Source organism: Sphingosinithalassobacter sp. CS137 (assembly GCF_014334115.1).
Taxonomy (GTDB): Bacteria; Pseudomonadota; Alphaproteobacteria; order Sphingomonadales; family Sphingomonadaceae; genus Sphingomonas.
This window is the reverse complement of sequence record NZ_CP060494.1, coordinates 506,965-533,719: the sequence shown is the minus strand read 5'-3', so window position 1 is coordinate 533,719 and position 26,755 is coordinate 506,965. Positions and strand designations below refer to the sequence as shown.

28 protein-coding genes are annotated in these 26,755 nt (G+C 65.4%); 27 read left to right on the top strand and 1 reads right to left on the bottom strand.

Annotation, left to right across the window (positions count from 1 at the left end; translation table 11 throughout):
* Positions 1 to 65: 65 nt before the first annotated feature.
* Genes tkt through H7V21_RS02530 form a run of 5 tightly spaced genes read left to right on the top strand, consistent with a single transcriptional unit; the run spans position 66 to position 5,642 of the window.
* The gene (tkt, locus tag H7V21_RS02550) at positions 66 to 2,033 is read left to right on the top strand and encodes a transketolase (protein WP_188055073.1); all 1,968 of its coding nucleotides are present in this window, start codon (positions 66 to 68) and stop codon (positions 2,031 to 2,033) included.
* Between the two features lie 12 nt (positions 2,034 to 2,045).
* Complete coding sequence (gene gap / locus H7V21_RS02545) at positions 2,046 to 3,053, top strand: type I glyceraldehyde-3-phosphate dehydrogenase (RefSeq protein WP_188055072.1); 1,008 nt, start codon at positions 2,046 to 2,048, stop codon at positions 3,051 to 3,053.
* 14 nt (positions 3,054 to 3,067) lie between these two features.
* Complete coding sequence (locus H7V21_RS02540; RefSeq protein WP_188055071.1) at positions 3,068 to 3,523, top strand: MOSC domain-containing protein; 456 nt, start codon at positions 3,068 to 3,070, stop codon at positions 3,521 to 3,523.
* Complete coding sequence (locus H7V21_RS02535; RefSeq protein WP_188055070.1) at positions 3,520 to 4,713, top strand: phosphoglycerate kinase; 1,194 nt, start codon at positions 3,520 to 3,522, stop codon at positions 4,711 to 4,713. Before H7V21_RS02540 ends, H7V21_RS02535 begins: the two co-directional genes overlap by 4 nt.
* A 35-nt stretch (positions 4,714 to 4,748) precedes the next feature.
* Positions 4,749 to 5,642 (top strand): fructose bisphosphate aldolase, encoded by an 894-nt coding sequence (locus H7V21_RS02530; RefSeq protein ID WP_188055069.1) that lies wholly within the window; start codon positions 4,749 to 4,751, stop codon positions 5,640 to 5,642.
* A 3-nt stretch (positions 5,643 to 5,645) separates the two neighbouring features.
* Here H7V21_RS02530 and H7V21_RS02525 read toward each other — a convergent pair whose 3' ends face one another.
* Entirely contained in the window at positions 5,646 to 6,395 is a 750-nt protein-coding gene (locus tag H7V21_RS02525) for a DUF72 domain-containing protein (RefSeq protein WP_188055068.1), read from the bottom strand.
* Between H7V21_RS02525 and thiE the strand changes: the two genes are divergently transcribed.
* The 22 genes from thiE (at position 6,394) to nuoN (ending at position 26,753) form a co-directional block, all read left to right on the top strand.
* A complete protein-coding gene (gene thiE, locus H7V21_RS02520; protein WP_188055067.1) occupies positions 6,394 to 7,095 on the top strand; it encodes a thiamine phosphate synthase in 702 nt (233 codons plus the stop codon). The genes H7V21_RS02525 and thiE overlap by 2 nt on opposite strands.
* A gap of 79 nt (positions 7,096 to 7,174) precedes the next feature.
* Entirely contained in the window at positions 7,175 to 8,200 is a 1,026-nt protein-coding gene (locus tag H7V21_RS02515) for a L,D-transpeptidase (protein WP_262503974.1), read from the top strand.
* Between the two features lie 4 nt (positions 8,201 to 8,204).
* The gene (locus H7V21_RS02510) at positions 8,205 to 8,897 is read left to right on the top strand and encodes a M23 family metallopeptidase (protein WP_262503973.1); all 693 of its coding nucleotides are present in this window, start codon (positions 8,205 to 8,207) and stop codon (positions 8,895 to 8,897) included.
* 38 nt (positions 8,898 to 8,935) lie between these two features.
* Complete coding sequence (gene efp / locus H7V21_RS02505) at positions 8,936 to 9,499, top strand: elongation factor P (RefSeq protein ID WP_188055066.1); 564 nt, start codon at positions 8,936 to 8,938, stop codon at positions 9,497 to 9,499.
* A 123-nt stretch (positions 9,500 to 9,622) separates the two neighbouring features.
* Positions 9,623 to 10,444, top strand: coding sequence for an inositol monophosphatase family protein (locus tag H7V21_RS02500; protein ID WP_188055065.1), 822 nt, complete (start codon positions 9,623 to 9,625; stop codon positions 10,442 to 10,444).
* 147 nt (positions 10,445 to 10,591) lie between these two features.
* Positions 10,592 to 10,966 carry an NADH-quinone oxidoreductase subunit A gene (ndhC, locus tag H7V21_RS02495; RefSeq protein ID WP_188055064.1) on the top strand — a complete coding sequence of 125 codons (375 nt, stop codon included), beginning with the start codon at positions 10,592 to 10,594 and terminating at the stop codon, positions 10,964 to 10,966.
* Complete coding sequence (locus tag H7V21_RS02490; protein WP_262503972.1) at positions 10,936 to 11,496, top strand: NuoB/complex I 20 kDa subunit family protein; 561 nt, start codon at positions 10,936 to 10,938, stop codon at positions 11,494 to 11,496. Before ndhC ends, H7V21_RS02490 begins: the two co-directional genes overlap by 31 nt.
* Entirely contained in the window at positions 11,493 to 12,326 is an 834-nt protein-coding gene (locus H7V21_RS02485; RefSeq protein ID WP_188055063.1) for an NADH-quinone oxidoreductase subunit C, read from the top strand. Before H7V21_RS02490 ends, H7V21_RS02485 begins: the two co-directional genes overlap by 4 nt.
* Positions 12,323 to 13,558: an NADH-quinone oxidoreductase subunit D gene (locus H7V21_RS02480; protein WP_188055062.1), complete on the top strand. Its 1,236-nt coding sequence runs from the start codon at positions 12,323 to 12,325 to the stop codon at positions 13,556 to 13,558. The genes H7V21_RS02485 and H7V21_RS02480 overlap by 4 nt, the downstream gene beginning before the upstream one ends.
* A complete protein-coding gene (locus H7V21_RS02475) occupies positions 13,546 to 14,082 on the top strand; it encodes a hypothetical protein (RefSeq protein WP_188055061.1) in 537 nt (178 codons plus the stop codon). The genes H7V21_RS02480 and H7V21_RS02475 overlap by 13 nt, the downstream gene beginning before the upstream one ends.
* Positions 14,082 to 14,753, top strand: coding sequence for a complex I 24 kDa subunit family protein (locus tag H7V21_RS02470; RefSeq protein ID WP_188055060.1), 672 nt, complete (start codon positions 14,082 to 14,084; stop codon positions 14,751 to 14,753). Before H7V21_RS02475 ends, H7V21_RS02470 begins: the two co-directional genes overlap by 1 nt.
* The gene (locus H7V21_RS02465; protein WP_188055059.1) at positions 14,750 to 14,923 is read left to right on the top strand and encodes a hypothetical protein; all 174 of its coding nucleotides are present in this window, start codon (positions 14,750 to 14,752) and stop codon (positions 14,921 to 14,923) included. Before H7V21_RS02470 ends, H7V21_RS02465 begins: the two co-directional genes overlap by 4 nt.
* Positions 14,920 to 16,236 (top strand): NADH-quinone oxidoreductase subunit NuoF, encoded by a 1,317-nt coding sequence (nuoF, locus tag H7V21_RS02460; RefSeq protein ID WP_188055058.1) that lies wholly within the window; start codon positions 14,920 to 14,922, stop codon positions 16,234 to 16,236. Before H7V21_RS02465 ends, nuoF begins: the two co-directional genes overlap by 4 nt.
* Entirely contained in the window at positions 16,233 to 16,949 is a 717-nt protein-coding gene (locus tag H7V21_RS02455; protein WP_188055057.1) for a hypothetical protein, read from the top strand. The genes nuoF and H7V21_RS02455 overlap by 4 nt, the downstream gene beginning before the upstream one ends.
* 1 nt (position 16,950) lies before the next feature.
* Positions 16,951 to 18,972: an NADH-quinone oxidoreductase subunit NuoG gene (gene nuoG, locus H7V21_RS02450; RefSeq protein ID WP_188055056.1), complete on the top strand. Its 2,022-nt coding sequence runs from the start codon at positions 16,951 to 16,953 to the stop codon at positions 18,970 to 18,972.
* Positions 18,969 to 20,144: an NADH-quinone oxidoreductase subunit NuoH gene (gene nuoH / locus H7V21_RS02445; RefSeq protein WP_188055055.1), complete on the top strand. Its 1,176-nt coding sequence runs from the start codon at positions 18,969 to 18,971 to the stop codon at positions 20,142 to 20,144. Before nuoG ends, nuoH begins: the two co-directional genes overlap by 4 nt.
* Positions 20,141 to 20,626, top strand: coding sequence for an NADH-quinone oxidoreductase subunit NuoI (gene nuoI, locus H7V21_RS02440; RefSeq protein WP_188055054.1), 486 nt, complete (start codon positions 20,141 to 20,143; stop codon positions 20,624 to 20,626). Before nuoH ends, nuoI begins: the two co-directional genes overlap by 4 nt.
* Before the next feature lie 67 nt (positions 20,627 to 20,693).
* Positions 20,694 to 21,305: an NADH-quinone oxidoreductase subunit J gene (locus H7V21_RS02435; protein ID WP_188055053.1), complete on the top strand. Its 612-nt coding sequence runs from the start codon at positions 20,694 to 20,696 to the stop codon at positions 21,303 to 21,305.
* The gene (gene nuoK, locus H7V21_RS02430; protein ID WP_188055052.1) at positions 21,302 to 21,607 is read left to right on the top strand and encodes an NADH-quinone oxidoreductase subunit NuoK; all 306 of its coding nucleotides are present in this window, start codon (positions 21,302 to 21,304) and stop codon (positions 21,605 to 21,607) included. Before H7V21_RS02435 ends, nuoK begins: the two co-directional genes overlap by 4 nt.
* Positions 21,608 to 21,614: 7 nt before the next feature.
* Positions 21,615 to 23,729, top strand: coding sequence for an NADH-quinone oxidoreductase subunit L (nuoL, locus tag H7V21_RS02425; RefSeq protein ID WP_188055051.1), 2,115 nt, complete (start codon positions 21,615 to 21,617; stop codon positions 23,727 to 23,729).
* A gap of 10 nt (positions 23,730 to 23,739) precedes the next feature.
* Entirely contained in the window at positions 23,740 to 25,299 is a 1,560-nt protein-coding gene (locus H7V21_RS02420) for an NADH-quinone oxidoreductase subunit M (RefSeq protein WP_188055050.1), read from the top strand.
* A complete protein-coding gene (nuoN, locus tag H7V21_RS02415; RefSeq protein ID WP_188055049.1) occupies positions 25,299 to 26,753 on the top strand; it encodes an NADH-quinone oxidoreductase subunit NuoN in 1,455 nt (484 codons plus the stop codon). The genes H7V21_RS02420 and nuoN overlap by 1 nt, the downstream gene beginning before the upstream one ends.
* Positions 26,754 to 26,755 lie beyond the last annotated feature (2 nt).

Sequence of the window (26,755 nt, the reverse complement as noted above, 5' to 3'; positions counted from 1 at the left end):
CGATCCGTTAAACGGCAGTCGCCCGGAGGCCTCCGGTGGGTGCCAGACCGCTTCAAGGGAGTTCGATGACCGTTTCCTTCGCCGACCGAGCCAACGCGATTCGCGCGCTTGCGATGGACGCCGTCGAGGCAGCGAACTCGGGGCACCCCGGTATGCCGATGGGCATGGCGGACGTCGCCACGGTCCTTTTCGAGCGGTTCCTGAAATTCGATCCCGCAGACCCCCATTGGGCCGATCGCGACCGGTTCGTCCTGTCGGCGGGGCATGGCTCGATGCTGCTCTACGCGTTGCTGAATCTCTCCGGCTACGCGCGGCCGACTCTCGACGACATTCGCAACTTCCGTCAGGTCGGCAGCCCCTGCGCCGGGCATCCGGAAAATTTCGAGCTTCCCGGTGTCGAGTGCACGACGGGGCCGCTGGGGCAGGGCGTTGCCATGGCCGTCGGCATGGCGATCGCCGAGCGGCATCTGAACGCAGCGTTCGGCGAAGCGCTCGTCGATCACCGCACTTGGGTGATCGCCGGCGACGGCTGCCTGATGGAAGGCATCAACCATGAGGCGATCGGGCTGGCCGGCCATTTGAAGCTCGGTCGGCTGATCGTGCTGTGGGACGACAACAACATCACGATCGACGGGCCAACGCACCTGTCGACCAGCGAGGACATTCCCGCCCGCTATGCCGCCACCGGCTGGCATGTCGTCGAATGCGATGGGCATGACGAAGCGAGCGTCGCCAGCGCACTCGAAGCCGCACGCGACGACGATCGGCCGTCGCTCGTTCGCTGCCGTACGGTGATCGGCAAGGGCGCGCCGACCAAGGCGGGCACGTCGGGCTCGCATGGTTCACCGCTCGGCGCCGAGGAAATCGCCGGGGCCCGCGAGGCTCTGGGGTGGCCCTATCCCGCGTTCGAGATCCCCGATCGGGTTCGCGAGGCCTGGCTGGCAACAGGCCAGCGCGCTGCCGAACCGCATGCCGGGTGGAAGGAGCGGCTCGCGTCTCATTCGGATCGTGCCGAATTCGCGCGCCGGATGGCAGGCGACCTGCCGGCCGATTTCAGCCTGGACGATTATGTCGCCGGGCTGCTCGCCGATCCGAAGAAGGTCGCCACACGCAAGGCTTCCGAAATGGCGCTCGAAGCGGTTAACGCCGGAGTGCCCGAGACGATCGGCGGTTCTGCGGACCTCACCGGATCGAACAACACCAAGACCAAGGCGCTGCAGCCACTGACCGCCGAGGATTATTCCGGCCGCTATCTCTATTATGGCATCCGCGAGTTCGGCATGGCCGCCGCGATGAACGGCATGGCGCTGCACGGCGGCGTCATTCCCTATGGCGGCACGTTCCTTGTCTTCTCCGATTATGCGCGGCCCGCGATTCGGCTTTCGGCGCTCCAGCATGCGCGTGTCGCCTATGTGATGACGCATGACTCGATCGGGCTCGGCGAAGATGGGCCGACGCACCAGCCGATCGAACATCTGATGAGCCTGCGCCTCATCCCCAATCTCGACGTCTACCGTCCGTGCGACACGGTGGAGACCGCCGAGTGCTGGGCGCTGGCGCTCGAGCGCAAGGACGGGCCTTCGCTGCTCGCGCTGTCGCGGCAGAACCTGCCGCAGCTTCGCACCGAAGCGGCGGAGAACCGCTGCGCCCGGGGCGCCTATCGGCTGCGCTCGGCTGAAACCGGGCGACAGGTGGTGCTGATCGCCTCGGGTTCCGAGGTCGAAACGGCGGTGCAGGCGCGCGATTTGCTCGAAGCCCAAGGCATCGGTGCCGACGTCGTCTCGATGCCCTGCTGGGAGCGATTCGACGCGCAACCGCAGAGCTACCGCGACGATATCCTGCCGCCCGGCGTCCTGCGGGTTTCGATCGAAGCGGGAACGACAATGGGTTGGGAGCGCTACACCGGGAGCGAGGGGCTGCGGTTCGGGCTCGACCGCTTCGGCGCCTCGGGGCCGGCACTGCGGCTCTTCGAACATTTCGGCCTCACGGCCGCGGCGATCGTGCCGCAGATCCTCGAACGACTCAAAGCCTAGGAGACAGGGACGATGACGAAGGTTGCAATCAACGGGTTCGGGCGGATCGGACGCCTGGTGGCGCGTGCGATCCTGGAGCGCCCCGATTGCGGGCTGGAGCTCGTCACGATCAACGATCTCGCCGATGCCAAGTCCAATGCATGGCTGTTCTCGCGCGACAGCGTTCACGGGAAATATCCGGGCGAGGTGAGTGCCGAAGGCAACGACCTCGTGATCGACGGCAAGCGCATCACGGTGACCGCCGAGCGCGATCCCGCGAATCTGCCGCACGGCAAGAACGGCGTCGATCTGGTGCTCGAATGCACCGGCTTCTTCACCAAGCGTGCTGATGCGCAGAAGCATATCGACGCCGGTGCGAAGAAGGTCCTGATCTCGGCGCCGGGCAAGGAAGTCGATCTCACCGTCGTCTATGGCGTCAATCACGACAAGCTGACCGCGGAGCATAAGATCGTTTCGAACGCATCGTGCACCACCAACTGCCTGGCGCCCGTCGCCAAGGTGCTGAACGATGCGATCGGCATCGAGCGCGGCCTGATGACGACGATCCACGCCTATACGAACGATCAGAAGATCCTCGATCAGATCCACGACGACCTGCGCCGCGCACGTGCCGCCGCGATGTCGATGATCCCGACCACCACCGGCGCGGCGCGCGCGGTGGGCGAGGTTCTGCCCGAGCTGAAGGGCAAGCTCGACGGATCGGCCGTTCGCGTGCCCGTTCCCGATGGCAGCCTGGTCGACCTCACGTTCACGCCGAAGCGCGACACGACCAAGGAAGAAGTCAACAAGCTGCTGAAGGAAGCGGCGGAGAGCGGGCCTCTGAAGGGCGTGCTGCACTATACCGACGAGCCGCTCGTCTCGATCGATATCGTCCACACGCCGTACAGCTCGACGGTCGACAGCCTCGAAACCGCAGTGATCGACGGCAAGCTCGTTCGCGTCGTCAGCTGGTACGACAATGAATGGGGCTTCTCGAACCGAATGGTCGACACCGCCGCCGCGATGGCCAAGCTGGGCTGACGGAAGGCCGCAGCGTGTCCCAGCTCGCCGGCATCGCCCGCCACGATCGTCCCCGCGGCCCGATCGAACTGATCGAGTCGGTCGAGGTGACGGTCGACGGCGGGCTTGATGGCGATTTCCGCGGAGTCGTTCGCCCCGGCGGCAAGGGGCGACGCCAAGTCTCGCTGATCGAGGCCGGCGACTGGGACAAGGCCATGGCGGAAACCGGCCATTCGCTGCCGTGGTGGCATCGCCGCGCCAATCTGCTGGTTGCGGATTTCGATTTGCCGCAGGCCGAAGGCACGCGTCTGCGCATCGGCGCGGACGTCGTGCTCGAAGTCACCCAGGAATGCGATCCTTGCAGCCGGATGGAGGAAATCGTCCCCGGGCTGCAGGCGGCGCTGACCCCCGACTGGCGCGGCGGCGCGCTAGCGAAGGTGATCGTCGGCGGCACGATCCGCATCGGCGACTCAATCAGGATCGAAGAATGACCCGCAGTTTCAAAACACTCGACGACATGGGAGATATCGCGGGCAAGCGCGTGCTGGTGCGCGAGGATCTGAACGTCCCGATGGCGGACGGCGAGGTCACCGACGACACGCGCCTGCGCGCCACGGTTCCCACCGTGACCGAACTGGCCGATCGCGGTGCGATTGTCGTTCTGCTCGCGCATTTCGGTCGGCCGAAGGGCGTGCGGCAGCCGGAACTGTCGCTCGCGCTGCTCACGCGGCCCTATACGGTGCTGCTCGGCCGAGAGGTTCGGTTCATCGACGATCAGGGCGCGGCGGACGTGATCGCAACGATGGAACCGGGGCAGATCGGCATACTCGAGAATACGCGCTTCGATCCGGGCGAGGAGAAGAATGCGACCGAGACGGTCGAGCGGCTCGCCGCGCTCGGGGACCTGTATGTCAACGACGCCTTTTCGGCTGCGCATCGCGCCCATGCGTCGACCGAGGGGCTGGCGCATGTGCTGCCCGCCTTCGCCGGACGGCAGATGGAAGCCGAGCTGGATGCGCTCGACAAGGCGCTCGGCAATCCCGAGCATCCGGTCGCGGCCGTGGTCGGCGGGGCCAAGGTCTCGACCAAGCTGGACGTGCTCGAGCATCTCGTCGTCAAGGTCGATCACCTCATCATCGGCGGCGGGATGGCGAATACCTTCCTCGCCGCGCGCGGCGTGGATGTCGGCAAATCGCTGTGCGAACATGACCTGACCGGGACCGCCGAAGCGATCCTCGATGCCGCCGACAAGGCAGGATGCACGGTGCACCTGCCCTATGATGTGGTGGTCGCGAAGGAATTCGCCGCCAACCCCCAATCGCTGCGCACCTGCAACGTGCACGAGGTGGCCGCGGACGAGATGATCCTCGACGTCGGCCCGGCCGCGACCGAGGCGCTGGCGGACGTGCTCAAGACGTGCCGCACGCTCGTGTGGAACGGACCACTGGGCGCATTCGAGACGCCGCCGTTCGACGCGGCGACCATCGCTCTGGCCAAGACCGCAGCGGCACTGACCAAGGAAGGGACGCTTGTTTCGGTGGCCGGCGGGGGCGACACGGTGGCGGCGCTCAACCAGGCCGGCGTGGCGGACGATTTCAGCTTCGTCTCGACTGCCGGCGGCGCCTTCCTCGAATGGATGGAAGGCAAGGAGCTGCCCGGCGTCGCGGCGCTCACGCGCTGAAGCGCAGCATTCAATACGGAACAGGCGAGGAACCGATGAACTACGACGCAATGAAACAGAAGATCGCAAAGGGCGACGGCTTTATCGCGGCGCTCGACCAGAGCGGCGGGTCGACCCCGAAGGCGCTGCGCGGCTATGGGATCGAGGAAAGCGAATATTCCGGCGACGACGAGATGTTCGCGTTGATCCACAAGATGCGCAGCCGCATCATCAGCTCGCCCGCCTTTACCGGTGACAAGGTGATCGGTGCGATTCTGTTCGAGAAGACGATGGACGGAAGCGTCGAGGGCAAGCCGACGCCGTCCGCGCTGATCGACAAGGGCATCGTTCCCTTCATCAAGATCGACAAGGGCCTCGAAACCGAAGCCAACGGCGTCCAGATGATGAAGCCGATGCCGGAGCTGGATGCGTTGCTCGCCCGCGCCAAGGGGCTGGGCGTGTTCGGCACCAAGGAGCGGTCGGTGGTCAACCTCGCCAATGCCGAGGGGATCGCCGCGATCGTGAAGCAGCAGTTCGAAGTGGGCCGTCGGGTGCTCGCCGCCGGTCTGATGCCGATCCTGGAGCCCGAAGTGAGCATCAAGAGCCCCGAACGCGCCGAGGCCGACGCAATTCTGCGCGACGAGATTATGAAGAATCTCGATTCGATGCCGGGCGACGATCAGGTGATGCTCAAGCTGTCGCTGCCCGCGAACGCGGGTCTGTATGATCCGCTCGTCGATCATCCGCGCGTGCTGCGCGTGGTGGCGTTGTCGGGCGGCTACAGCCGGTCCGAGGCATGCGCCGAACTGGCGAAGAATCGCGGCATGATCGCGAGCTTCAGCCGCGCTCTGCTCGAGGAGCTTCGCGCGCAGATGAGCGATGCCGAGTTCGACAAGGCGCTCGGCGAGGCGATCGACGAGATCTACACCGCGTCGACCCAAAAGGTCTGATGGTCAGGCCGATGCCTGCCGGAGCATCGCCTTCAGGGTGAGCGCATCCTGCACGGCATCTGCTTCGGCATCATTGTTGAAGTAGGCCCAGACGCTGCGCCCGGCGCGGCGCTGGGTCGCCATCCAGTCGGCCCAGTCGAGCAGCCGTTCGTCCGGATACCGACCGCTGTATTTGCCCGTGCCGCCGTGGAAGCGGACATAGGCGACCGGCCCCGCAGCCCAGCGGGGACTTTCCGATTGCGGCATGTCGTGCGCGCAGAACGAAGCGCCGAAACGCTCGAGCAGCGCCAGCGCCGAGTCGGTGAACCAGCTCTTGTGCCGGAATTCGAGCACATGCGCGGTGTTTTCGGGCAACTGCCTCAGAAACTGCTCGAGCCGGGGCAGGTCCACCGACATGTGCGGCGGCAGCTGGTAGAGAATCGGTCCGAGCGTATCGGCGAGCGGCGCCACCGCGGTGGTCATCCGCGCGATCGGCTCCTCGGGATCCTTCAGCCTCTTGGCCTGGGTGAGATAGCGGTTCGCCTTGACCGCGAAGCGGAAGCCGGGCGGCGCCTGCGCACGCCACTGGGCGAACACCTCCGGCCGGGGCAGGCGATAGAAGCTGTTGTTGATCTCGACCGTATCGAACTGCTCGGCATAGAAGTCGAACCATCGCTTGACCGGCAGCTCCTCGGGGTAGAAGGCGCCGCGCCAGTGACGATACATCCAGCCCGAGCAGCCGACGCGGACGGCGCTGCACACGGAGTTTTGCATGACGGTTGATCCCGCAGACGATGACACGCTGTTCGATCCGAACGCACTGGAGGGGTTCGCGGACCATTTTCAGCGCGATGACGGGCGCGCGCCGTGTCAGCTCTATCTGATCTCGCCGCTCGAGGTCGGCGGCAGCTTTCCCGAGCGCCTCGCGCGCGCGCTCGATGCCGGCCCGGTGGCGGCGTTCCAGTTTCGCGTGAAGGGAATCGACCAGCACCAGGCGGCGCGGCTCGCCGAGCCGCTGCAGGCGATCTGCGCCGAGAGGGAAGTGGCCTTCATCGTCAACGACAGCGTGAGCCTCGCCAAGCGCTTGGGCGCCGACGGCGTGCATCTGGGGCAGGGGGATGGCGACCCGCGCGAGGCGCGGTCGATCCTCGGCCCGGCGGCGCAGATCGGCGTGACCTGTCACGACAGCCGCCACCTCGCGATGGAAGCGGGCGAGGCGGGCGCCGATTATGTCGCCTTCGGGAGCTTCTTCCCGACGACTACCAAGGAGGTCCGGCACCGGCCCGATCCGTCGATCCTCAACTGGTGGTCCGCGCTGTTCGAGCTGCCGTGCGTGGCGATCGGCGGGATCACTCCGGAGAACGCTCCGCCGCTGATCGCTGCCGGTGCCGATTTTCTGGCGGTGTGTGGCGGCGTGTGGAGCGGCGACGAGGCGGCTGCGGTGCGCGCCTTCACCAAGCTGATGGAGAGCTGAGCGGTTCGTTCCGCGCAGGAAACCAGCGCCGCACTGCCTCGTTCTTCATTCGAGAACGAGCCAGAGGAGCTTCCCACCCGTGCGGACGATCGCGATCCTTGCTGCGCTGAGCACTCTTGCCGTGGCCGTTCCTGGCGCCACGCAAAACACCGCCCCCACTGCGCAAACGCTCCGCCAACGCACGGATCGGATCGATTTCGACGTCCTCCATGCGCAGGTGATCCTCGATCACCTCGGCTACTCCCCCGGTGTGCTCGACGGGCGCCGGGGGATGTCGTTCGTGAATGCGCTCGAGGGATTTCAGGAATCGCGGGGCATCGAAGTAACGGGCGAACTCGATCGTGCGACGATCCGGGCGCTGCGGCCGTTCCGCGCGGTGCGGCCGGTGAAGCGGCTGACGCTTACCGAGGGCGCGCTGAGCGGCCCCTATGTCGCGAACATGCCCGAATCGCCCGAGGAACAGGCGCGGCTCGACCGGCTGGGCTATCGCTCGCCGATGGAGAAGCTGGCCGAGATGTTCCACACCACGCCGCGCGTGCTGCTCGAGCTCAACTCGCCCGACACGCGGCTCGCGCCCGGTGAGCCGGTGCTGTTCCCCAACGCACTTCCGACCTCGCGCGACTATCCCTCGAATCTTCCTCAGGAGTGGCGCGACACGCTGAGCGACCTGAACGTCGATGCCAGTCAACCCGAAGCGGCGCGGATCGTCGTCGACAAATCGGATGGCGTGCTGCGCGTCTTCGACGAGAGCGACCGCCTGGTCGCACAGTTCACCGCGACGATGGGCAGCGAGCATGATCCCTTGCCGATCGGCCGTTGGGAGATCGTGGGCGAAGCCTATAATCCGCCCTTCAACTATAATCCCGAACTGTTCTGGGACGTGAGCGACAGCGAGGCGGAAGTCACTCTGCCGCCCGGGCCGAACGGTCCCGTCGGTGTGGTGTGGATCGATCTCTCCAAGGAGCATTACGGCATCCACGGCACCGCCGAGCCCACCACGATCGGCCGCGCCCAGAGCCACGGCTGTATCCGGCTCACCAACTGGGATGCAGCGCGTCTCGCGCTGATGGTCGCTCCCGGCACGCCGGCGGTGTTCCAGGAGTGATTCGATGAAAAGGTTCGGCTGGGCCCTTCTGCTGATCGCGGCCGTCATCGGCCTGGGGTTTGTTTCGATGATACGCTTCGAAACGACTCCATCGGCGCGGGAGAAATCGCCTCAGGTGCCACAGGTGACGCCGCTGCTGGAGACGGAGCCGGAGATCGTGGAGACTGCGTCGCGCCGGCTCGAGCCGCTTCCCGACATGCCGCTCGGTCAGATTGTCGGGGAGAGGGCGCCGCTGCTCGCCGGCCCCCCGCCGCCGCTGCAGGTCCCGGTGGCCGGCATCGACGTCGGCGATCTGCGCAGCAACTGGGGCGACGCACGCGACGGCGGCGAGCGGCTGCATACCGGGCTCGACATCATGGCGCCGAGCGGAACGCCGGTGGTCGCCGCGACGGACGGCATTATCGAGAAGCTCTTTCTGAGCGAAGGCGGTGGCGGGATCACGCTCTATCTCCGCTCCGCGGACCGGAACTGGCTGCTCTACTACGCGCATCTGGGCGGCTATGCCCCGGGGATTGCCGAGGGGCAGCGGGTCCGCGCGGGCGAACCGCTCGGCTTCGTCGGAGACACCGGCAATGCGGCGCCGGGCAATCATCACCTGCACTTCGGCGTTTCCCACATGCAGCCCGGCGAGCGCTGGCATCAGGGCACACCGGTCGATCCCTATCCTCTGCTTGCGGCCATCCCGGCCGGCGGCTAAAGCGCGCGCTCGCTCTTTCCAGCTCACAGGCAAGACCCATGAAGATCAGCGGCGTGGACATCCGTCCCGGCAACATCATCGAATATGAAGGCGGCATCTGGCGCGCGGTGAAGATCCAGCATACCCAGCCCGGCAAGGGCGGTGCCTATATGCAGGTCGAGATGAAGAACCTCATCGACGGCCGCAAGAACAACGTCCGGTTCCGTTCGGCCGAAACGGTCGAGCGCGTCCGCCTCGACACCAAGGATTTCCAGTTCCTGTTCGCCGAAGGCGACATGCTGACGTTCATGGACAAGGAAACGTACGAGCAGATCAGCCTGCCGCGCGACCTTTTGGGCGACGCCGCCGCTTTCCTGCAGGACGGCATGGACGTGGTGATGGAGCTGTACGACGAAAAGCCGATCAGCGTGCAGCTGCCCGACCAGATCGAAGCCGAAGTGGTCGAGGCCGATGCGGTAGTGAAGGGCCAGACGGCGTCTTCGTCCTACAAGCCGGCCGTGCTCGACAATGGCGTGCGCGTGATGGTTCCGCCACATATCGCCTCGGGAACCCGCATCGTCGTCGACGTGTACGAGCAAACCTACGTCCGCCGGGCGGATTGATCGATTCCTCCTCCCGTGCGCGGGAGGAGAACGCGGGCGAGCCGGCGCTCGCCCTGAACACCACCGTCAGCGGGTGGCCCGATGTCTCCGGGCATTCCCGCGCGCGGGAGGGGAGAAGCAGTTTTGGTAAGTCACTCCGGCCTCATCACCGTCATCGAGCGCGCTGCGCGCAAGGCGGGGCCGCGGCTGCGGCGCGACTTCAACGAAGTCCAGCATCTCCAGGTGAGCCGCAAGGGCCCTGCGGATTTCGTGTCGATGGCGGATCGCCGGGCAGAGGACACGCTGATCGAGGAACTGCGCAAAGCGCGGCCCGATTGGGGCTTCCTCGTCGAGGAGCGCGGCGAGATCGAAGGCGATCCGGACAAGCCGCGCTGGATCATCGATCCGCTCGACGGCACTTCGAACTTCCTCCACGGCATCCCGCACTTCTGCATGTCGATCGCAGTGGAAGATCCGCGCGGTTCGCAGGGCAAGCCCGAGGTGACGCACGGCTATATCTATCAGCCGATCACCGACGAGAGCTTCTGGGCCGAGAAAGGCCGGGGAGCTTGGCTTCAGGACCAGCGGCTCCGCGTTTCCGCTCGGCGCCACCTCGACGAGGCACTGATCGCAACCGGCATTCCGTTCCTTGGCCATGGCAATTTCGCCGAGTGGAGCCGGATCTTCGGCGCGGTCGCGCCCGAGGTCGCCGGCATCCGGCGGTTCGGATCGGCGGCGCTCGATCTCGCCTGGGTGGCTGCGGGCCGGTTCGACGGCTTCTGGGAAAGCGATCTGAAGCCTTGGGACGTGCAGGCGGGCATGCTGCTGGTCAAGGAAGCAGGCGGCTTCGTCACTGACTATCGCGGGCAGGACCTGGCGCTCCAGCGCAACCAGTATCTCGCCGCGAACGACGCGCTTCATTCCAAGCTGCACAAGCTGGTCGCCGGAGCCCTGCGCACCGCCTGAGTGCGATCGCGTTCGGAGCGTTGCCGTTCGCGCGGACGTGCCCTGCCGAGGGGGTGTTGCGAGTGATTCTCAGGGGTTCCAACCCTTGCGAGCCCTCGGCCATCGGCCTAGAAGCCCACTCAAATTCCGCAACCGCGAGAATACCCTTTGGTCGATCTGATCCAATATCTGCCGATTCTCCTGTTCCTGGGGGTGGCGCTCGTCCTGTCGGCAGCATTCGTGTTTCTGCCGATGCTCGTCGCGCGGCTGACCGGGGCGCATCAGCCCTATCCCGAGAAGCTTGCCGAATATGAGTGCGGTTTTCCCGCGTTCGAGGATTCGCGCAGCCAGTTCGACGTGCGCTTCTATCTCGTCGCGATCCTGTTCATCGTCTTCGATCTCGAGGCGGCGTTCCTGTTTCCCTGGGCCGTCTCGGTTTTCGATCTCGGCTGGGTGGCCTGGATCTCGATGATGATCTTCATCGCCGAGCTCGCGCTCGGCCTCGTCTATGCATGGAAGAAGGGAGCGCTGGATTGGGAGTAGATCTCACTGCGGCTCCGCCGCCGGGAACGGCGCCCGACCCGCAATTCTACAATGATCTGAACGCCGAGCTGGGCGACAAGGGATTCCTTGTCACTTCGACCGAAGAGCTGTTCCAGTGGGCGCGTACCGGCTCGCTGTGGTGGATGACCTTCGGCCTGGCCTGCTGCGCGGTCGAGATGATCCACGTCAACATGCCACGCTACGACATGGAGCGGTTCGGCGCGGCGCCGCGTGCGTCTCCGCGCCAGTCGGACGTGATGATCGTGGCGGGGACGCTCTGCAACAAAATGGCGCCCGCGTTGCGTCGCGTGTACGATCAGATGTCGGCACCGCGCTATGTGATCTCGATGGGCAGCTGCGCGAACGGCGGCGGCTATTATCACTATAGCTACAGCGTCGTGCGCGGGTGCGATCGGATCGTACCGGTGGACATCTATGTTCCCGGCTGCCCGCCGACCGCCGAGGCGTTGCTCTATGGCGTGATGCAGCTGCAACGGAAGATCCGCCGCGTCGGGACGATCGAACGGTGAGGGCCTCCGCACCCCGCTATCCCGCCGTCGAGGTGGCTTCGTTCGACTCGCTGATCGAGGCGGGTCTCGTTCGTGAGGTCCGTGCGGCGGTGGGCGAGCTGTCGTTCCACGTCGACCGCGACAAGCTGATCCCTGCGATGGAAGCGCTGCGCGAGGAGCATGGCTATCAGCAACTGATGGAAATCGCGGGGGTGGACTATCCGGATCGCCCCGAGCGGTTCGAGCTGGTCTATTGTCTGCTCAGCCTCACGCGCAATCACCGCATCAAGGTGAAGGTCGCCACCGACGAGGTGCAGCCCGTGCCCAGCGTGACCGGCATCTGGCCCGTCGCCGGCTGGCTCGAGCGCGAAGTCTATGACATGTACGGCGTGCTGTTCGAGGGGAACACCGATCTGCGGCGTATCCTCACCGATTATGGCTTCGTCGGCCATCCGCAGCGCAAGGACTTCCCGCTCACCGGCTATGTCGAGCTGCGCTATTCGGAAGAGGCCAAGCGCGTCGTCTATCAGCCGGTCGAGCTGGCGCAGGATTTCCGCAACTTCGACTTCATGAGCCCGTGGGAAGGCGCGCAATATGTGCTGCCGGGCGACGAGAAGAGCGAAGGTGCCGTTCCCGAGGCAAAGGGTGCGCCGACGCCGCTCAAGGCCGAGACGATCGTGAAGGCCGACGAGGCGGCCGACAGGGACGTCAAGCCACAGGCCAGGGAAGTGAAGACCACCGAGAGCACGGCGCAGACCGGCGCAGGCGAGCCCAATCCGGGCAACCAGCCGCAGGACAAGCCCAAGGACCCTGATGTGGTGCCCACCAAGGAAGGCGGGCAGAACGAATGACCGACACCGTCGACAAGATGATGGAGCGCGCGCCGGAGAAGGACTCGGCGACCGGCGACGTCGCAATCGCCAACTACACGATCAACTTCGGCCCGCAGCATCCGGCCGCGCACGGCGTGCTGCGGCTGGTGCTCGAGCTGGACGGCGAGATCGTCGAGCGTGTCGATCCGCATGTCGGACTGCTGCATCGCGGCACCGAAAAGCTGATCGAGTACAAGACCTACACTCAGGCGCTCCCCTATATGGACCGCCTCGATTATTGCTCGCCGATGTGCATGGAGCACAGCTTCGTGCTCGCGGTGGAAAAGCTGCTCGACCTCGAGGTGCCGCTGCGCGCGCAGTATCTGCGTGTGTTCTTCGCCGAGCTGACGCGCATCTCGAACCACATGCTGAACCTCGGTTCGCACGTCATGGACGTCGGCGCGATGACGCCAAACCTGTGGATGTTCGAGCTGCGCGAGGATTGCCTCAACTTCTTCGAGCGCGTTTCGGGCGCGCGGATGCACTCCAACTATTTCCGTGTCGGCGGCGTGCATCAGGATGCTCCGCTCAAGCTGCTGGCCGACATCGGCGAGTGGCTCGACACGCGGCTGCCCCGGCTGTTCGAGGATGCGATCAGCCTGGTCGCTGAAAACCGGATCTTCAAGCAGCGCAACGTCGATATCGCCGTGGTCAGCCGCGACGATGCGATCCGCTGGGGCTTTTCCGGGCCGATGATCCGTGCCGCCGGCATTCCGTGGGACATCCGCAAGTCGCAGCCCTACGACGTGTACGACCGGATGGAGTTCGACATCCCCGTCGGCACGCGCGGCGACTGCTACGACCGGTTCATGGTCCGGGTCGAGGAAGTGCGCCAGTCCGCGCGGATCATGAAACAGTGCCTCGCCGAGATGCCCGAGGGGCCGGTGATGACGCTGGACCGCAAGGTCGGGCCGCCCAAGCGCGGTGAGATGAAGCACTCGATGGAGGCGCTCATCCACCACTTCAAGCTCTATACAGAGGGCTATCACGTGCCTGCCGGCGACGTGTATGTCGCGACCGAGAGCCCGAAGGGCGAGTTCGGCATCTACATGGTGGCCGACGGCACCAACAAGCCGTACCGCTGCAAGATCCGCCCGACCGCGTTCAGCCATCTTCAGGCGATGGACTTCATGAGCCGCGGCCACATGCTGGCCGACACCACGGCGATCCTCGGCGCGATGGATATCGTGTTCGGCGAGTGCGACCGGTGATCGCTCCGATGCTCCTCTTGGCGGTGGCGGCGGCTTCGACGCCGCAGGACGCAGGCGCGATCCGGTCGGGTCCGCTCGTCGGCATGTGGTCGGGCCCGGTGATCGCCTCGAACGGCGACCAGCGGCTCGTCTCGCTGCTTCCCTCGGCGGCCGGGGCCTCGCCTCCCGCACCGGCGACCGCGGCGGCCGTCGATCGGCTGATCGCGGCCGAGGAGGAGGGTGCGCTCGGCGATGCTGCCGCAGTCGTCCGCACGGGCGCGACGATGACCTTCTGCCCCGCCGAGGACGTGTCCGACTGCCGCTCGGGCGTGCCGTTCGCGGGCTTCGACATTCCGGGCGAGGTGCGCGCGAACACGCCCTATGCCTTGCCCAACGACGTCGTCCGCGTCGAATGGATCGCCGACGGCCGAGTGACCTACATCTCTTTCCTGCAATTCGCCGACGGAAAGCTGGCCGGGGTGCGTACCGGCCCCGCGGTCATGCCCGTTCGTGCGACGCAGGCCCAGACGAGCGAGCCGAACTGATGGCGGATGCGAAGATCATTCCCGATACTCCGGAGATCCGGGCGCGGTGGGGAAGGTTCGCCTGGACCGAGGCGAACGCCGCCAAGGCGAAGGAAATCCGCGCGCGCTATCCCGAGGGGCGCCAGCAGAGCTGCACTATTCCCTATCTTGATCTGGCGCAGCGGCAGGTCGGGGCGGAGACGAACACCCAGGGCTGGCTGCCGGTCCCGGTGATGGAATTCGTCGCGCGCGAGCTGGACCTGCCCTATGTGCGGGTGCTCGAGGTCGCGACCTTCTACACCATGTTCAATCTCGTGCCGGTCGGCCGCCACCATGTGCAGGTGTGCGGAACGACGCCGTGCTGGCTCCGCGGTTCGGACGAAGTCTTCGCGGCGTGCAAGTCGAAGGGCATGGTCAAGGGCGGAACCACGCCGGACGGGCTGTTCACGCTTACCGAAGTCGAGTGCATGGGCAATTGCGCCAACGCGCCGATGGTCCAGATCAACGACGATAATTACGAGGATCTCGATTACGACAGCACCGTCGCGATCCTTGATGCGCTCGCGAAGGGGGAGCGGCCGAAGCCCGGCTCACAGAACCCGCAGCGCCATACGAGCGAGCCCGAGGGCGGGCCGACCACGCTGACCGCCATGGTTGATGAAAACCACGATTATCGGGGAGAATGGGCATGAGCGCGAAGGACAAGAATCTCGTCGTCACGATCCTGGCCATCATTGGCGCGATCGTCGTCATCGGCTGGCTTCTCAAGGCGACGTTCAGCCTGCTCGGGCCGTTGCTGCTGATCGGCCTGGCGGTGCTCGTCTATTTCGTATTCTTCAAGGGCAAGTCGGGACCGCGATGACCGAATTCACGCCCCTCGCGGACAAGGACCGCATCTTCACGAACGTCTACGGTTTCCAGCCCTGGGGGCTCGAAGCCGCGATGCGTCGTGGCGACTGGGACAATACCAAGGCGCTGCTCGAGATCGGGCAGGACACGATCATCGACCGCGTGAAGGCGTCCGGCCTGCGCGGCCGCGGCGGCGCGGGCTTTCCCACGGGGGTGAAGTGGGGCTTCATGCCCAAGGAGCCCAAGCCCGATCGGCCGAACTTCCTCGTCATCAACGCCGACGAGTCCGAGCCGGGCAGCTGCAAGGACCGCGAGATCATCCGCCACGATCCGCACAAGCTGATCGAAGGCGCGCTGGTCGCCGGCTTCGCGATGCGCGCGCGGGCGGCGTACATCTACATCCGCGGCGAATATATCCGCGAGGCCGAAACGCTGTTCGCGGCGATCGCCGAGGCGTACGACAAGGGCCTGCTCGGCAAGAATGCCTGCGGCTCGGGCTATGACTTCGATGTTTTCGCGCATCGCGGTGCCGGCGCCTATATTTGCGGCGAAGAAACCGCGATGCTCGAGAGCCTCGAGGGGAAGAAGGGCCAGCCGCGGCTGAAGCCGCCATTCCCGGCGGGCGCGGGTCTCTACGGTTGTCCGACGACGGTGAACAACGTCGAATCGATCGCAGTGGTGCCGACGATCCTGCGCCGGGGGGCCGAGTGGTTCGCCAGCTTCGGGCGCGAGAACAACAAGGGCACCAAGCTCTTCCAGATCAGCGGCCATGTGAACCGGCCGTGCGTGGTCGAAGAAGCGATGTCGATCCCGTTCCGCGAGCTGATCGATCGCCACTGCGGCGGCATTCGCGGCGGATGGGACAATCTGCTCGCGGTGATCCCGGGCGGCTCGTCGGTGCCGCTCGTGCCGGCCGCCGAGATCATGGATGCGCCGATGGATTTCGATGGGCTGAAGGCGCTGGGATCGGGCCTCGGCACGGCGGCCATCATCGTGATGGACAAGTCGACCGACATCGTGAAGGCGATCAGCCGGATCAGCTATTTCTACAAGCATGAGAGCTGCGGCCAGTGCACGCCCTGCCGCGAGGGCACCGGCTGGATGTGGCGCGTGATGGAGCGGCTGCGCACCGGCAACGCCGATGTGCGCGAGATCGACACCCTCTACGAAGTGACCAAGCAGGTTGAAGGCCACACCATCTGCGCGCTGGGCGATGCGGCGGCGTGGCCGATCCAGGGATTGATCCGCCATTTCCGGCCCGAGCTGGAGCGGCGCATCGCGGAACGCAACGGCGGCGGCGCGCCGATGATGGAGGCGGCGGAATGATGTTCGCCACAGTGGCTTCACTGGCGATGTTCGTTGCGGCGCCTGTCTTCGGCGCACCGGCGCAGCAGCCGGAGGACGCGACCCTTCAGAGTACGCCGAGCGCAACGGTTCTCCGCAACTTCGCCACGTGTGTGGTGGAGCGGCGCCCCGAGCGCGTGCGGGCATTGCTTTCCGGTTTTCCCGGCGGACTTCCTTCGCCGAACGATCGAGGCCAGCTTGACGACGCGCATCGCGGCCTTGTCGACAGCTATTGCCTGCAGCGGGGCCAGGTGTCGCTCCGAATGCGGGGGCATCTCCTGTGGTATGCGCTTGCCGAGGCCTATGTGCGGCAGCAAGTGCCCGCCACCGTGACGGATTTTTCGGATGTGGCCTTGCTCGAGCACCCTGCCGTAGCGCTGCAGCAGGGAGCGGAGGGCGCCAGATCCGTATCGCCGGGGGTGAGCGGGGATTCTGCGGCGGACCGCGATTCGGCTCTGCTTTCCCGCTTCGGGGAATGCGTCGCCCGGTTCGACACGCCGAACAGCCGTCGGCTGATCATGGCGGAGCTCGCCGAGGAGCGTGCCGTCATCGGCGAAATGATGCCCGCGCTCGAGGCCTGCCTTCCCGATGGCGTTAGCCTGGGGCTGACGCCGCTTGCGATCCGGGGATCGGTAGCGCTCGGCTATGCGCGTCTCGCTATTGCCGCTTCCGAGCCGGGCCAGCCAGAGAATTGATATGCCGAAACTGACCGTCGACGGAATCGAAGTGGAAGTGCCGCAGGGCGCAACCGTGCTCCAGGCCTGCGAGGCCGCGGGGAAGGAAATCCCGCGCTTCTGCTACCATGAGCGGCTGTCGATCGCCGGCAATTGCCGGATGTGCCTGGTCGAAGTGAAGCCCGGGCCGCCCAAGCCGCAGGCAAGCTGCGCGCTCCCCGCCGCGGACAATCAGGAGATCCGCACCGATTCCGCGATGGTGAAGGCGGCGCGCGAAGGCGTGCTCGAGTTTCTGCTGATCAATCATCCGCTCGATTGTCCGATCTGCGATCAGGGCGGTGAGTGCGATCTGCAGGACGAGACCATGGCCTATGGCAAGGGCTGGTCGCGGTACGACGAGAACAAGCGCGCGGTGACCGAGAAATATATGGGTCCGATCGTCAAGACGATCATGACCCGGTGCATCCACTGCACCCGCTGCATCCGCTTCGCCGAGGAAATCGCCGGCGTGGAGGAGATCGGCGCGATCTATCGCGGCGAGGACATGCAGATCACCTCCTATCTCGAAAAGGCAGTGACCAGCGAATTGTCGGGCAACGTCAACGATCTGTGCCCGGTCGGCGCGCTCACGCACAAGCCCTACGCGTTCGAATACCGTCCCTGGGAACTCACTAAGACGATGGCGATCGACGTGATGGATGCGGTCGGCACCAACATCCGCATCGATCGGCGCGGCCGCGCGGTGCTGCGCGCATTGCCGCGCATCAACGAGGACGTGAACGAGGAGTGGGCGCACGACAAGACCCGCTACCATGTCGACGGCCTCGGCTATCGCCGGCTCGACCGGCCATTCGTCCGTCGTGACGGCAAGCTCCAGGCGGCGAGCTGGGAAGAGGCGTTCGATGCGATCGCTGCCGCGGCGCAGACCGCAGGTTCCAGCGTCGCAGCGATTGCGGGTGATCTGGTCGATTGCGAGACGATGTTCGCGGCCAAGGCGCTGGTGAAGGCGCTGGGCTCGGACCTGCTCGAGAGCCGCCAGACCGGGCTTGCCTATGATGTGTCGAGCCTGGGCGCGGTTGCGTTCAATCCGACGATCGCAGGCGTCGAGGACGCGGACGCGATCCTGCTTCTCGGCACCAATCTCCGCTGGGAAGCCCCGCTGATCAACACACGCGTGCGCAAGGCGATCAAGCGGGGAGCCAAGGTGTTCGCGATCGGTCCCGAAATCGATCTCACCTACAAGGCCGAATGGCTGGGCGACGATCTCGCGATTCTCGGCCGGTTGCCGTCCGCACTCACCGACGTATTCGACAAGGCGGCGCGCCCGCTGGTGATCGTCGGCCCCGGCGCCCTCGCAAAGGGGCAGGGAGGCTCGCTCGCGCTGGTCGACCGGCTGAAGCTGGTTCGCACGCTCGAGGACGGCACGCCCTGGAACGGCTATGGCGTGATCCATACCGCCGCGGCGCGGATGGGCGCGCTCCTGCTCGGCTATGCGCAGAAGGGCGGCCTGGCCGACATCGTCGGCGCCAAGCCGAAGCTGGCCTTCTTCCTGGGCGCCGATGAAGTCGATTTCTCCGCCTTCGCGGGCAGCTTCAAGGTTTTCCTCGGCCATCATGGCGATGTCGGCGCACATCATGCCGATGTGATCCTGCCGGGGGCCGCCTATGCCGAGAAGCACGGCACCTTCGTGAATCTCGAAGGGCGCGTTCAGCGCAGCGAACGTGCCGCGCAGGCTCCGGGCGACGCGCGTGAGGACTGGACGATCCTGCGCGCGCTTTCCGAGCGGCTCGGAAAGGTGCTTCCGTTCGACAGCTATGGCGAACTGCGCGCGCAGATGAGCGCCGAGGTTCCCGCGCTGGCGCAGGAGGGGCTGGTGCGGTTCGACTGGAGCCCGCCGGCGCTCGCTTCCGAGGCGGAAGGGGCAGTGACCTATCCGATCGCCGACTTCTACCTGACCAATGCGATCTGCCGCGCGAGCCCGACGATGCAGCGCTGCTCCGCAGAACTGATCCATGGGCAGGATTTCGCGGAGGCCGCAGAGTGACCAGCTTCTTCGAATCCTGGGGCATGAACTACGAATGGGCGTGGTTCGTCGCGACCATCGTGGGCATCCTCGTGATCGCGCTGCCGCTGATGCTGGCGGTGGCGATGGTCATCTATGCCGATCGCAAGATCTGGGCCGCCATTGCGCTGCGCAAGGGGCCGAACGTCGTCGGCCCGCTAGGGCTACTGCAATCCTTTGCCGATGGTCTGAAGGTCTTCCTCCAGGAAACGATCATCCCGACGAGCGCGAACAAGGGCCTGTTCCTCCTCGCGCCGATCATCACCTTCACGGTGGCGCTGATCGTCTGGGCGGTAATCCCGTTCCAGGCCGGCGTCGTGCTGGCCAACATCAACGTCGGGCTGCTCTACGTGCTCGCCGCCTCCTCGCTGGGGGTCTATGGCGTGATCATCGCGGGCTGGTCGTCCAACTCGAAATACCCCTTCTATTCGGCGCTGCGCGCGGCGGCCCAGATGGTCAGCTATGAAGTCGCGATCGGCTTTGTCCTCATCTCGGTCGTGCTCTGGTCGGGAACCTTCAACCTCACCGGCATCGTCGAGACGCAGCGCGGCTATTACGGCTTCATCAACGGCCATGGCTTCAATCCGCTGATCTTCCCGATGGCGGTGGTGTTCTTCATTTCGGCGCTCGCGGAAACCGCCCGCGCGCCGTTCGACCTCACCGAAGCGGAATCCGAGCTCGTCGCGGGCTATCAGACCGAATACAGCTCGATGAGCTTCGCGCTGTTCTGGCTCGGCGAATACGCGAACGTCCTCCTGATGTGCGCGCTCAATGCGATCCTGTTCTGGGGTGGGTACCTCCCGCCGTTCGACTGGGAGCCGCTCTATTGGGTGCCCGGGATCATCTGGCTGTTCGCCAAGATCCTGTTCTTCTTCTTCCTGTTCAGCTGGGTGAAGGCGACGGTGCCGCGCTATCGCTACGACCAGCTGATGCGGCTGGGCTGGAAGGTTTTCCTGCCGCTGTCGCTGTTCTTCGTGTTCCTCATCTCGGGCTTTCTGATGCTGACGCGCGTGGGCACCGAATGTGCGCCCAGCGAACGCGTCTACCTCGAGCGCGTGACCGTGCATGGTACGACCTACGCGGCCGACCGGCCGCAATATCCCACCGACGGCATCTGCCGTTCCACGATCGAACCCGGGATAGTGACCCAATGAGTTTCGCCCAGACCATCCGATCCTTCACGCTGTGGGAGTTCCTCAAGGCGCATGCGCTGACCTTGAAGTACTTCTTCAAGCGCAAGGCGACGATCAATTATCCGTACGAGAAGAACCCGGTCTCGCCGCGGTTCCGGGGCGAGCATGCGTTGCGTCGCTATCCCAATGGCGAGGAACGGTGCATCGCGTGCAAACTGTGCGAGGCGGTCTGTCCCGCGCTTGCGATCACCATCGAAAGCGAGCCGCGCGCCGACGGCAGCCGCCGAACCACGCGCTACGACATCGATATGGTGAAGTGCATCTATTGCGGTCTGTGCCAGGAAGCATGTCCGGTGGATGCGATCGTCGAAGGGCCGAACTTCGAATTTGCGACGGAAACCCGCGAGGAGCTGATCTACCATAAGGAAAAGCTGCTCGCGAACGGCGACCGCTGGGAAAGCGTCCTCGCGGCGAACCTTGCCGCCGACGCACCCTATCGGTAAGCGGCGTGCCAATCGATTCTAACCCGTCTGCCCGGACCGACCGGCGCCTTGGGGGCAAGCAACTCTCGTGATCCAGGCTATCGCCTTTTATCTCTTCGCCGTCGTGGTGATCGCCTCCGCAGTGATGGTGATCTTCTCGCGCAATCCCGTGCATTCGGTGCTCTGGCTGATCATGGCGTTCTTCAACGCCGCCGGTCTGATGCTGCTCGTCGGCGCGGAGTTCATCGCGATGCTGCTGGTCATCGTCTATGTCGGCGCGGTCGCGGTGCTGTTCCTCTTCGTCGTGATGATGCTCAACATCGATTTCGCGGAGCTGCGCGCCGGATTCGTGCGCTATGCGGCGGTGGGCCTCGCGCTCGCCGTGGCGCTGGTCGCCGAGATCTTCATCGCGGTGGGCGCGTGGAGCGTGGGCGGGATCGAGCTTAGCCGCCGGATCAGCCCGATCGAGGCCGGCGTGCCGAACATCGAGGCGGTCGGGCGGCTGCTCTATTCGCGCTATCTGTTCGCGTTCGAGGCAGCCGGGCTGATCCTGCTGGTCGCGATGATCGGTGCCATCGTGCTCACGTATCGCCATCGCGGTGGCGTGACGCGCCAGAACGTCTCGCGCCAGATCAACCGCCGTTCGAAGGACGCGATCCGCATGGCCAAGCCGCCGGTCGGCAAGGGAGTCGATCTGTGATCGGAGTCACGCATTATCTGGTCGTGGGGGCCGTCCTGTTCACGCTCGGCGTGCTGGGGATCTTCCTCAACCGCAAGAATCTGATCGTCATCCTGATGGCGATCGAGCTGATCCTGCTCTCGGTGAACCTCAATCTCGTCGCTTTCTCGGCGGCGCTGGGCGATCTGGTCGGACAGGTCTTCGCGATGTTCGTGCTGACGGTCGCGGCGGGCGAGGCGGCGATCGGCCTCGCCATTCTCGTCATCTACTTCCGCGGCCGCGGTTCGATCGCGGTCGACGACGTCAACCGGATGAAGGGGTAAACGTCCGGTGCAGGCAATTCACTTCATCGTCGGGCTTCCGCTGCTGGCGGCGATCGTCGCCGGCCTTTCGAACCGTGCGTTCGGGACTGCGTTTCCCAAGCTCGTGACGACGGGCGCGCTGTTCATTGCGTGCGGGCTCAGCTGGCCGATCTTCCTCGGCTTCCTGTCGGGAACGCTTGAGGCCGGCGTCGCGCCCGTCTTCACCTGGTTCGTCTCGGGCGACATGTCGGTCGATTGGGCGCTGCGCGTCGATGCGCTGACCGCGGTGATGCTGGTCGTGATCACCAGCGTCTCGGCGCTCGTCCATCTCTACAGCTGGGGCTATATGGCCGAGGACCCGGATCAGCCGCGGTTCTTCGCCTATCTGTCGCTGTTTACCTTCGCGATGCTGATGCTCGTGACGGCGGACAATCTGGTCCAGATGTTCTTCGGCTGGGAAGGCGTCGGCCTCGCTTCCTACCTGCTGATCGGATTCTGGTTCCGCAAGCCGAGCGCCAACGCCGCTGCGATCAAGGCCTTCGTCGTCAACCGCGTCGGCGATCTGGGCTTCATGCTCGGCATCTTCGGCACGTTTCTGGTGTTCGGCACGATCTCGATCCCCGCGATCCTCGAGGCCGCTCCAGCAATGGCCGGCTCCACGATCGGCTTCCTTGGCTATCGCGTCGATACGATGACGCTGCTCTGCCTGCTGCTGTTCATCGGAGCGATGGGCAAGTCGGCCCAGCTCGGGCTGCACACCTGGCTTCCCGACGCGATGGAAGGCCCGACGCCGGTGTCCGCGCTGATCCACGCCGCGACGATGGTCACGGCGGGCGTGTTCATGGTGTGCCGCCTCTCGCCGATGTTCGAGGCCGCGCCGATCGCGCTCGGCTTCGTCACCTTCATCGGCGCCGCCACCTGCCTGTTCGCGGCCTCCGTCGCGCTGGTGCAGACCGATATCAAGCGCGTGATCGCCTATTCGACCTGTTCGCAGCTCGGCTACATGTTCTTCGCCGCCGGCGTCGGCATGTACGGCGCGGCGATGTTCCACCTGTTCACCCACGCCTTCTTCAAGGCGCTGCTGTTCCTCGGCGCGGGGAGCGTGATCCACGCGATGCACCACGAGCAGGACATGCGCTTCTACGGTGGGCTGCGGAAGGCGATCCCGATCACCTTCTGGGCGATGATGGCGGGAACGCTGGCGATCACCGGCGTCGGGATTCCCGGGATCTTCGGCAACGCGCCGATCGGTTTCGCCGGCTTCCATTCGAAGGATGCGATCATCGAAGCCGCTTGGGCGGCAGGCGCGGCGCCCGCATTCTGGGTGGGCGTGATCGTCGCGCTGCTGACGAGCTTCTACTCGTGGCGGCTGATGTTCCTCACCTTCTGGCAGCAGCCGCGCTGGATCGCTTCCGAGCATATCCAGCATGCGGTGCACGACGCGCACCATCATGGCGATGGCCATGGCGCCGAGGACGGGCGTGCGCACGGCCATGACGTGATCGACAACCCCGCGGCCGAGGATGCCGGCCATGCGCCTGCGCCCGAAGCGGCGGAGCAGTATGCGCCCGAGGGCACCGGCGGTTATCATCCGCACGAGAGCCCTTGGGTGATGCTGGTCCCGCTGCTGGTGCTCACGCTGGGTGCGGTGCTGGCGGGCTTCGTGTTCCACCATTTCTTCATCGAGGTCGAGGCCGGCGAGCAATTCTGGCGCGGCAGCCTCTTCCATGACGCGCATCTTGCGCACGCGATGCACGAAGTGCCGCTGTGGGTGAAGATTTCGGCGACCGTGGCGATGCTGGCAGGGCTCGTCACCGCCTGGCTCGCCTATATCGTCTCTCCCGGTTTCCCGGCGCGCGCCGCGGATACGTTCCGCGTCGTCTATGCCTTCCTGCTGCGGAAATGGTATTTCGACGAACTCTACAACATCGTCTTCGTGCGCCCGGCGCTGGCAATCGGCCGCTTCTTCTGGAAGGCAGGTGACGAAGGCACGATCGACCGCTTCGGCCCCAACGGCCTGGCGCGGGTGGTGCAATGGGGCAGCGTCGCCAGCGGGCGGCTCCAATCGGGATATGTCTATACCTATGCCTTCATCATGCTGATCGGGCTCACGGCCGCGGTCACCTGGGTCGTGACGCGGTGAGGGCGGAGTGATGGAAAATCTCCCCATGCTCTCGATCATGCTTGCCGTTCCCGCAGTGGCGGCGGTGCTGTGCCTCTTCGCGAGCGCTGGCGCTGCGCGCACGATCGCGCTGGTCGCCACGCTGATCGACTTCGTACTCGGCTGCATCGTCTGGGCGAATTTCGACGTCGGCGGCGCGCAATGGCAGTTCGTCGAGTATCTGCCGCTGTTCGGCCGTTTCGGCTGGGCGCTCGGCATCGACGGTTTCGCGCTGATGCTGATCATGCTCAGCGTCTTCCTGATGCCGATTTGCATCGGCGCGAGCTGGCGCGCGATCACCGAGCGCGTGCCCGAATATATGGCGCTGTTCCTGCTCACCGAAGTGCTGATGATCGGCACCTTCGCCGCGCAGGACATCTTCCTGTTCTACATGTTCTTCGAAGCCGGTCTCATTCCGATGTATCTCATCATCGGCATCTGGGGCGGCGCGAACCGCATCTACGCCTCGTACAAATTCTTCCTGTACACGCTGCTCGGCTCGCTCGTGATGCTGATCGCGATGCTCTACATGTCGGTGACCGCCGGCACGACCGACATCCCGACGCTGATGGCCTATGATTTCCCGCCGGACGTCCAGATCTGGCTGTGGCTCGCCTTCTTCGCGTCGTTCGCGGTCAAGATGCCGATGTGGCCGGTGCACACCTGGCTGCCCGACGCGCATGTCCAGGCGCCGACCGCCGGGTCGGTGATCCTGGCGGGCGTGCTGCTGAAGCTGGGCGGATACGGCTTCCTGCGGTTCAGCCTGCCGATGTTTCCCGAAGCTTCGGCGCAGCTCGTCTGGCTGGTCTTCGGCCTGTCGGCGATCGCGGTGATCTACACCAGCCTCGTCGCGCTGGTGCAGCAGGACATGAAGAAGCTGATCGCCTATTCCTCGGTCGCGCATATGGCGATCGTCACCATCGGCCTGTTCGCGTTCAATGCCCAGGGCATCGAAGGCGCGATGGTGGTGATGCTCAGCCACGGGCTGGTTTCGGGCGCGCTCTTCCTGTGCGTCGGCGTGATCTACGACCGGCTGCATACCCGCGAGATCGACCGCTACGGCGGCTTGGCCGTCAACATGCCGCGCTATGCAGTGCTGTTCCTGCTCTTCACCATGGGATCGATCGGCCTGCCGGGGACCAGCGGTTTCGTCGGCGAGTTCCTGAGCCTTGCCGGGACCTATCAGGTCTCCACCTGGGCGGCGCTCCTGTGCACCACCGGCATCATCCTGGCTGCGGGCTACATGCTTTGGCTCTATCGCCGGGTCGTGTTCGGCGTGCAGCGGAATGCCGATGCCGCCGCCATGCCTGATCTCAGCATGCGCGAAATCTCGCTGCTGGCGCCGATCGCGGCGGTGGTGCTGTGGATGGGCGTCTATCCCGAACCGTTCCTCGCCCCGATGCGCGCCGACGTCGCCCGGCTGGTCGAGCGGGTCGACCGCGCCCGCCCGATCGGCGATTCACGGCCCACGCCGGGCAATCCGGCCGCGGCCGGGCACGGTCTCGAAGGCGGGCATGGCGAAACGGCCCCGGCGCACGGGGAGGCGCACTGATGGACTATTCGACTCAGCTGATGATGGCGCTTCCCGAGCTGGTGCTCGCGGTCGGCGGCATTGTCCTCATGCTCGTCGCCGCCTGGGGCGGCCAGAGCGCGACCCGCGCCGTCAGTATCGCCGCGGTGGCGGTTCTCGCGGGTGCGGGGATCGCGCTCGCCGGTCCGGCCTCGGCGGGCGGCGAGGCATTCTACGGCCTTTATCGCGCCGACAGTTTCGCAGCCTTCGCCAAGGTGCTGATCTTCGGTGCGGCGGCGGTCGCCGTGGTGATCGCGCCGAAGTTCTTCGCACGCACTAGCGGCGATGATCTCCGGCCCGAATATCCGGTGCTGATTCTCTTCTCAGCCGCGGGCATGGGCATGATGGTCTCCGCCGGGGATCTCATCACGCTCTATGTCGGGCTCGAGCTTCAGAGCCTCGCGGCTTATGTCCTGGCCAGCTTCATGCGCCGCGATGCGCGCTCGGCCGAGGCGGGGCTGAAATATTTCGTGCTGGGCGCGCTGGCGAGCGGAATCCTGCTCTACGGCATTTCGCTGGTCTATGGCTTCTCGGGCACCACCCTGTTCGACGGGATCGCGCTGGCCTATGCCGTCACCGGTGAGGAGCGCTCGATCGGGCTGTTGTTCGGACTGGTGTTCGTTTTCGCCGGGCTGGCGTTCAAGATCTCGGCCGTGCCGTTCCATATGTGGACGCCCGACGTGTACGAAGGCGCACCTACGCCGGTCACTGCCTTCTTCGCTTCGGCGCCGAAGGTCGCGGCAGTCGCGCTCGCGGTGCGCGTCGCGATGGAAGCGATGGCGCCTGCGGTCGGCGACTGGCGGCAGATCGTCGTGTTCGCCAGCCTCGCCTCGATCATCCTTGGCGCGGTTGCCGCGATCGGCCAGACCAACATCAAGCGGCTGCTTGCCTATTCGTCGATCAACAACGTCGGATTTGCGCTGATCGGCCTTGCCGCCGGTACGCAGGAGGGGGTCGCCAGCGTCCTTTTCTACATGACCATCTATGTCGTGATGACGCTCGGCAGCTTCCTGGTGGTGCTCCAGATGCGCGGGGACGATGGCCAGACGATCGAGACGATCGCCAGCCTCTCCGGCATGTCGCGCACACGGCCTGCGCTGGCGCTGGCTTTGGCGATGTTCATGTTCAGCCTCGCGGGTATTCCGCCGCTATTCGGCTTCTGGGCGAAATTCGAAGTGTTCGAGGCGGCGGTTCGGGCCGGCCTGTTCCCGCTGGCGGTGATCGGTATCGTCGCCTCGGTGATCGGCGCCTTCTATTATCTCAAGATCGTCAAGACGATGTACTTCGATGCGCCCGCTCCCGCCTTCGCGCGCGGTACGGGTCCGGTCGAAGGCGGGCTGATCGTGCTGACGGCGGCGTTCATATCGCCGCTCGGCTATCTCCTGATCCCGGTGCTCGGCTTCTGGACGATGAACGCGGCGCGGGCGCTCTTCTGACG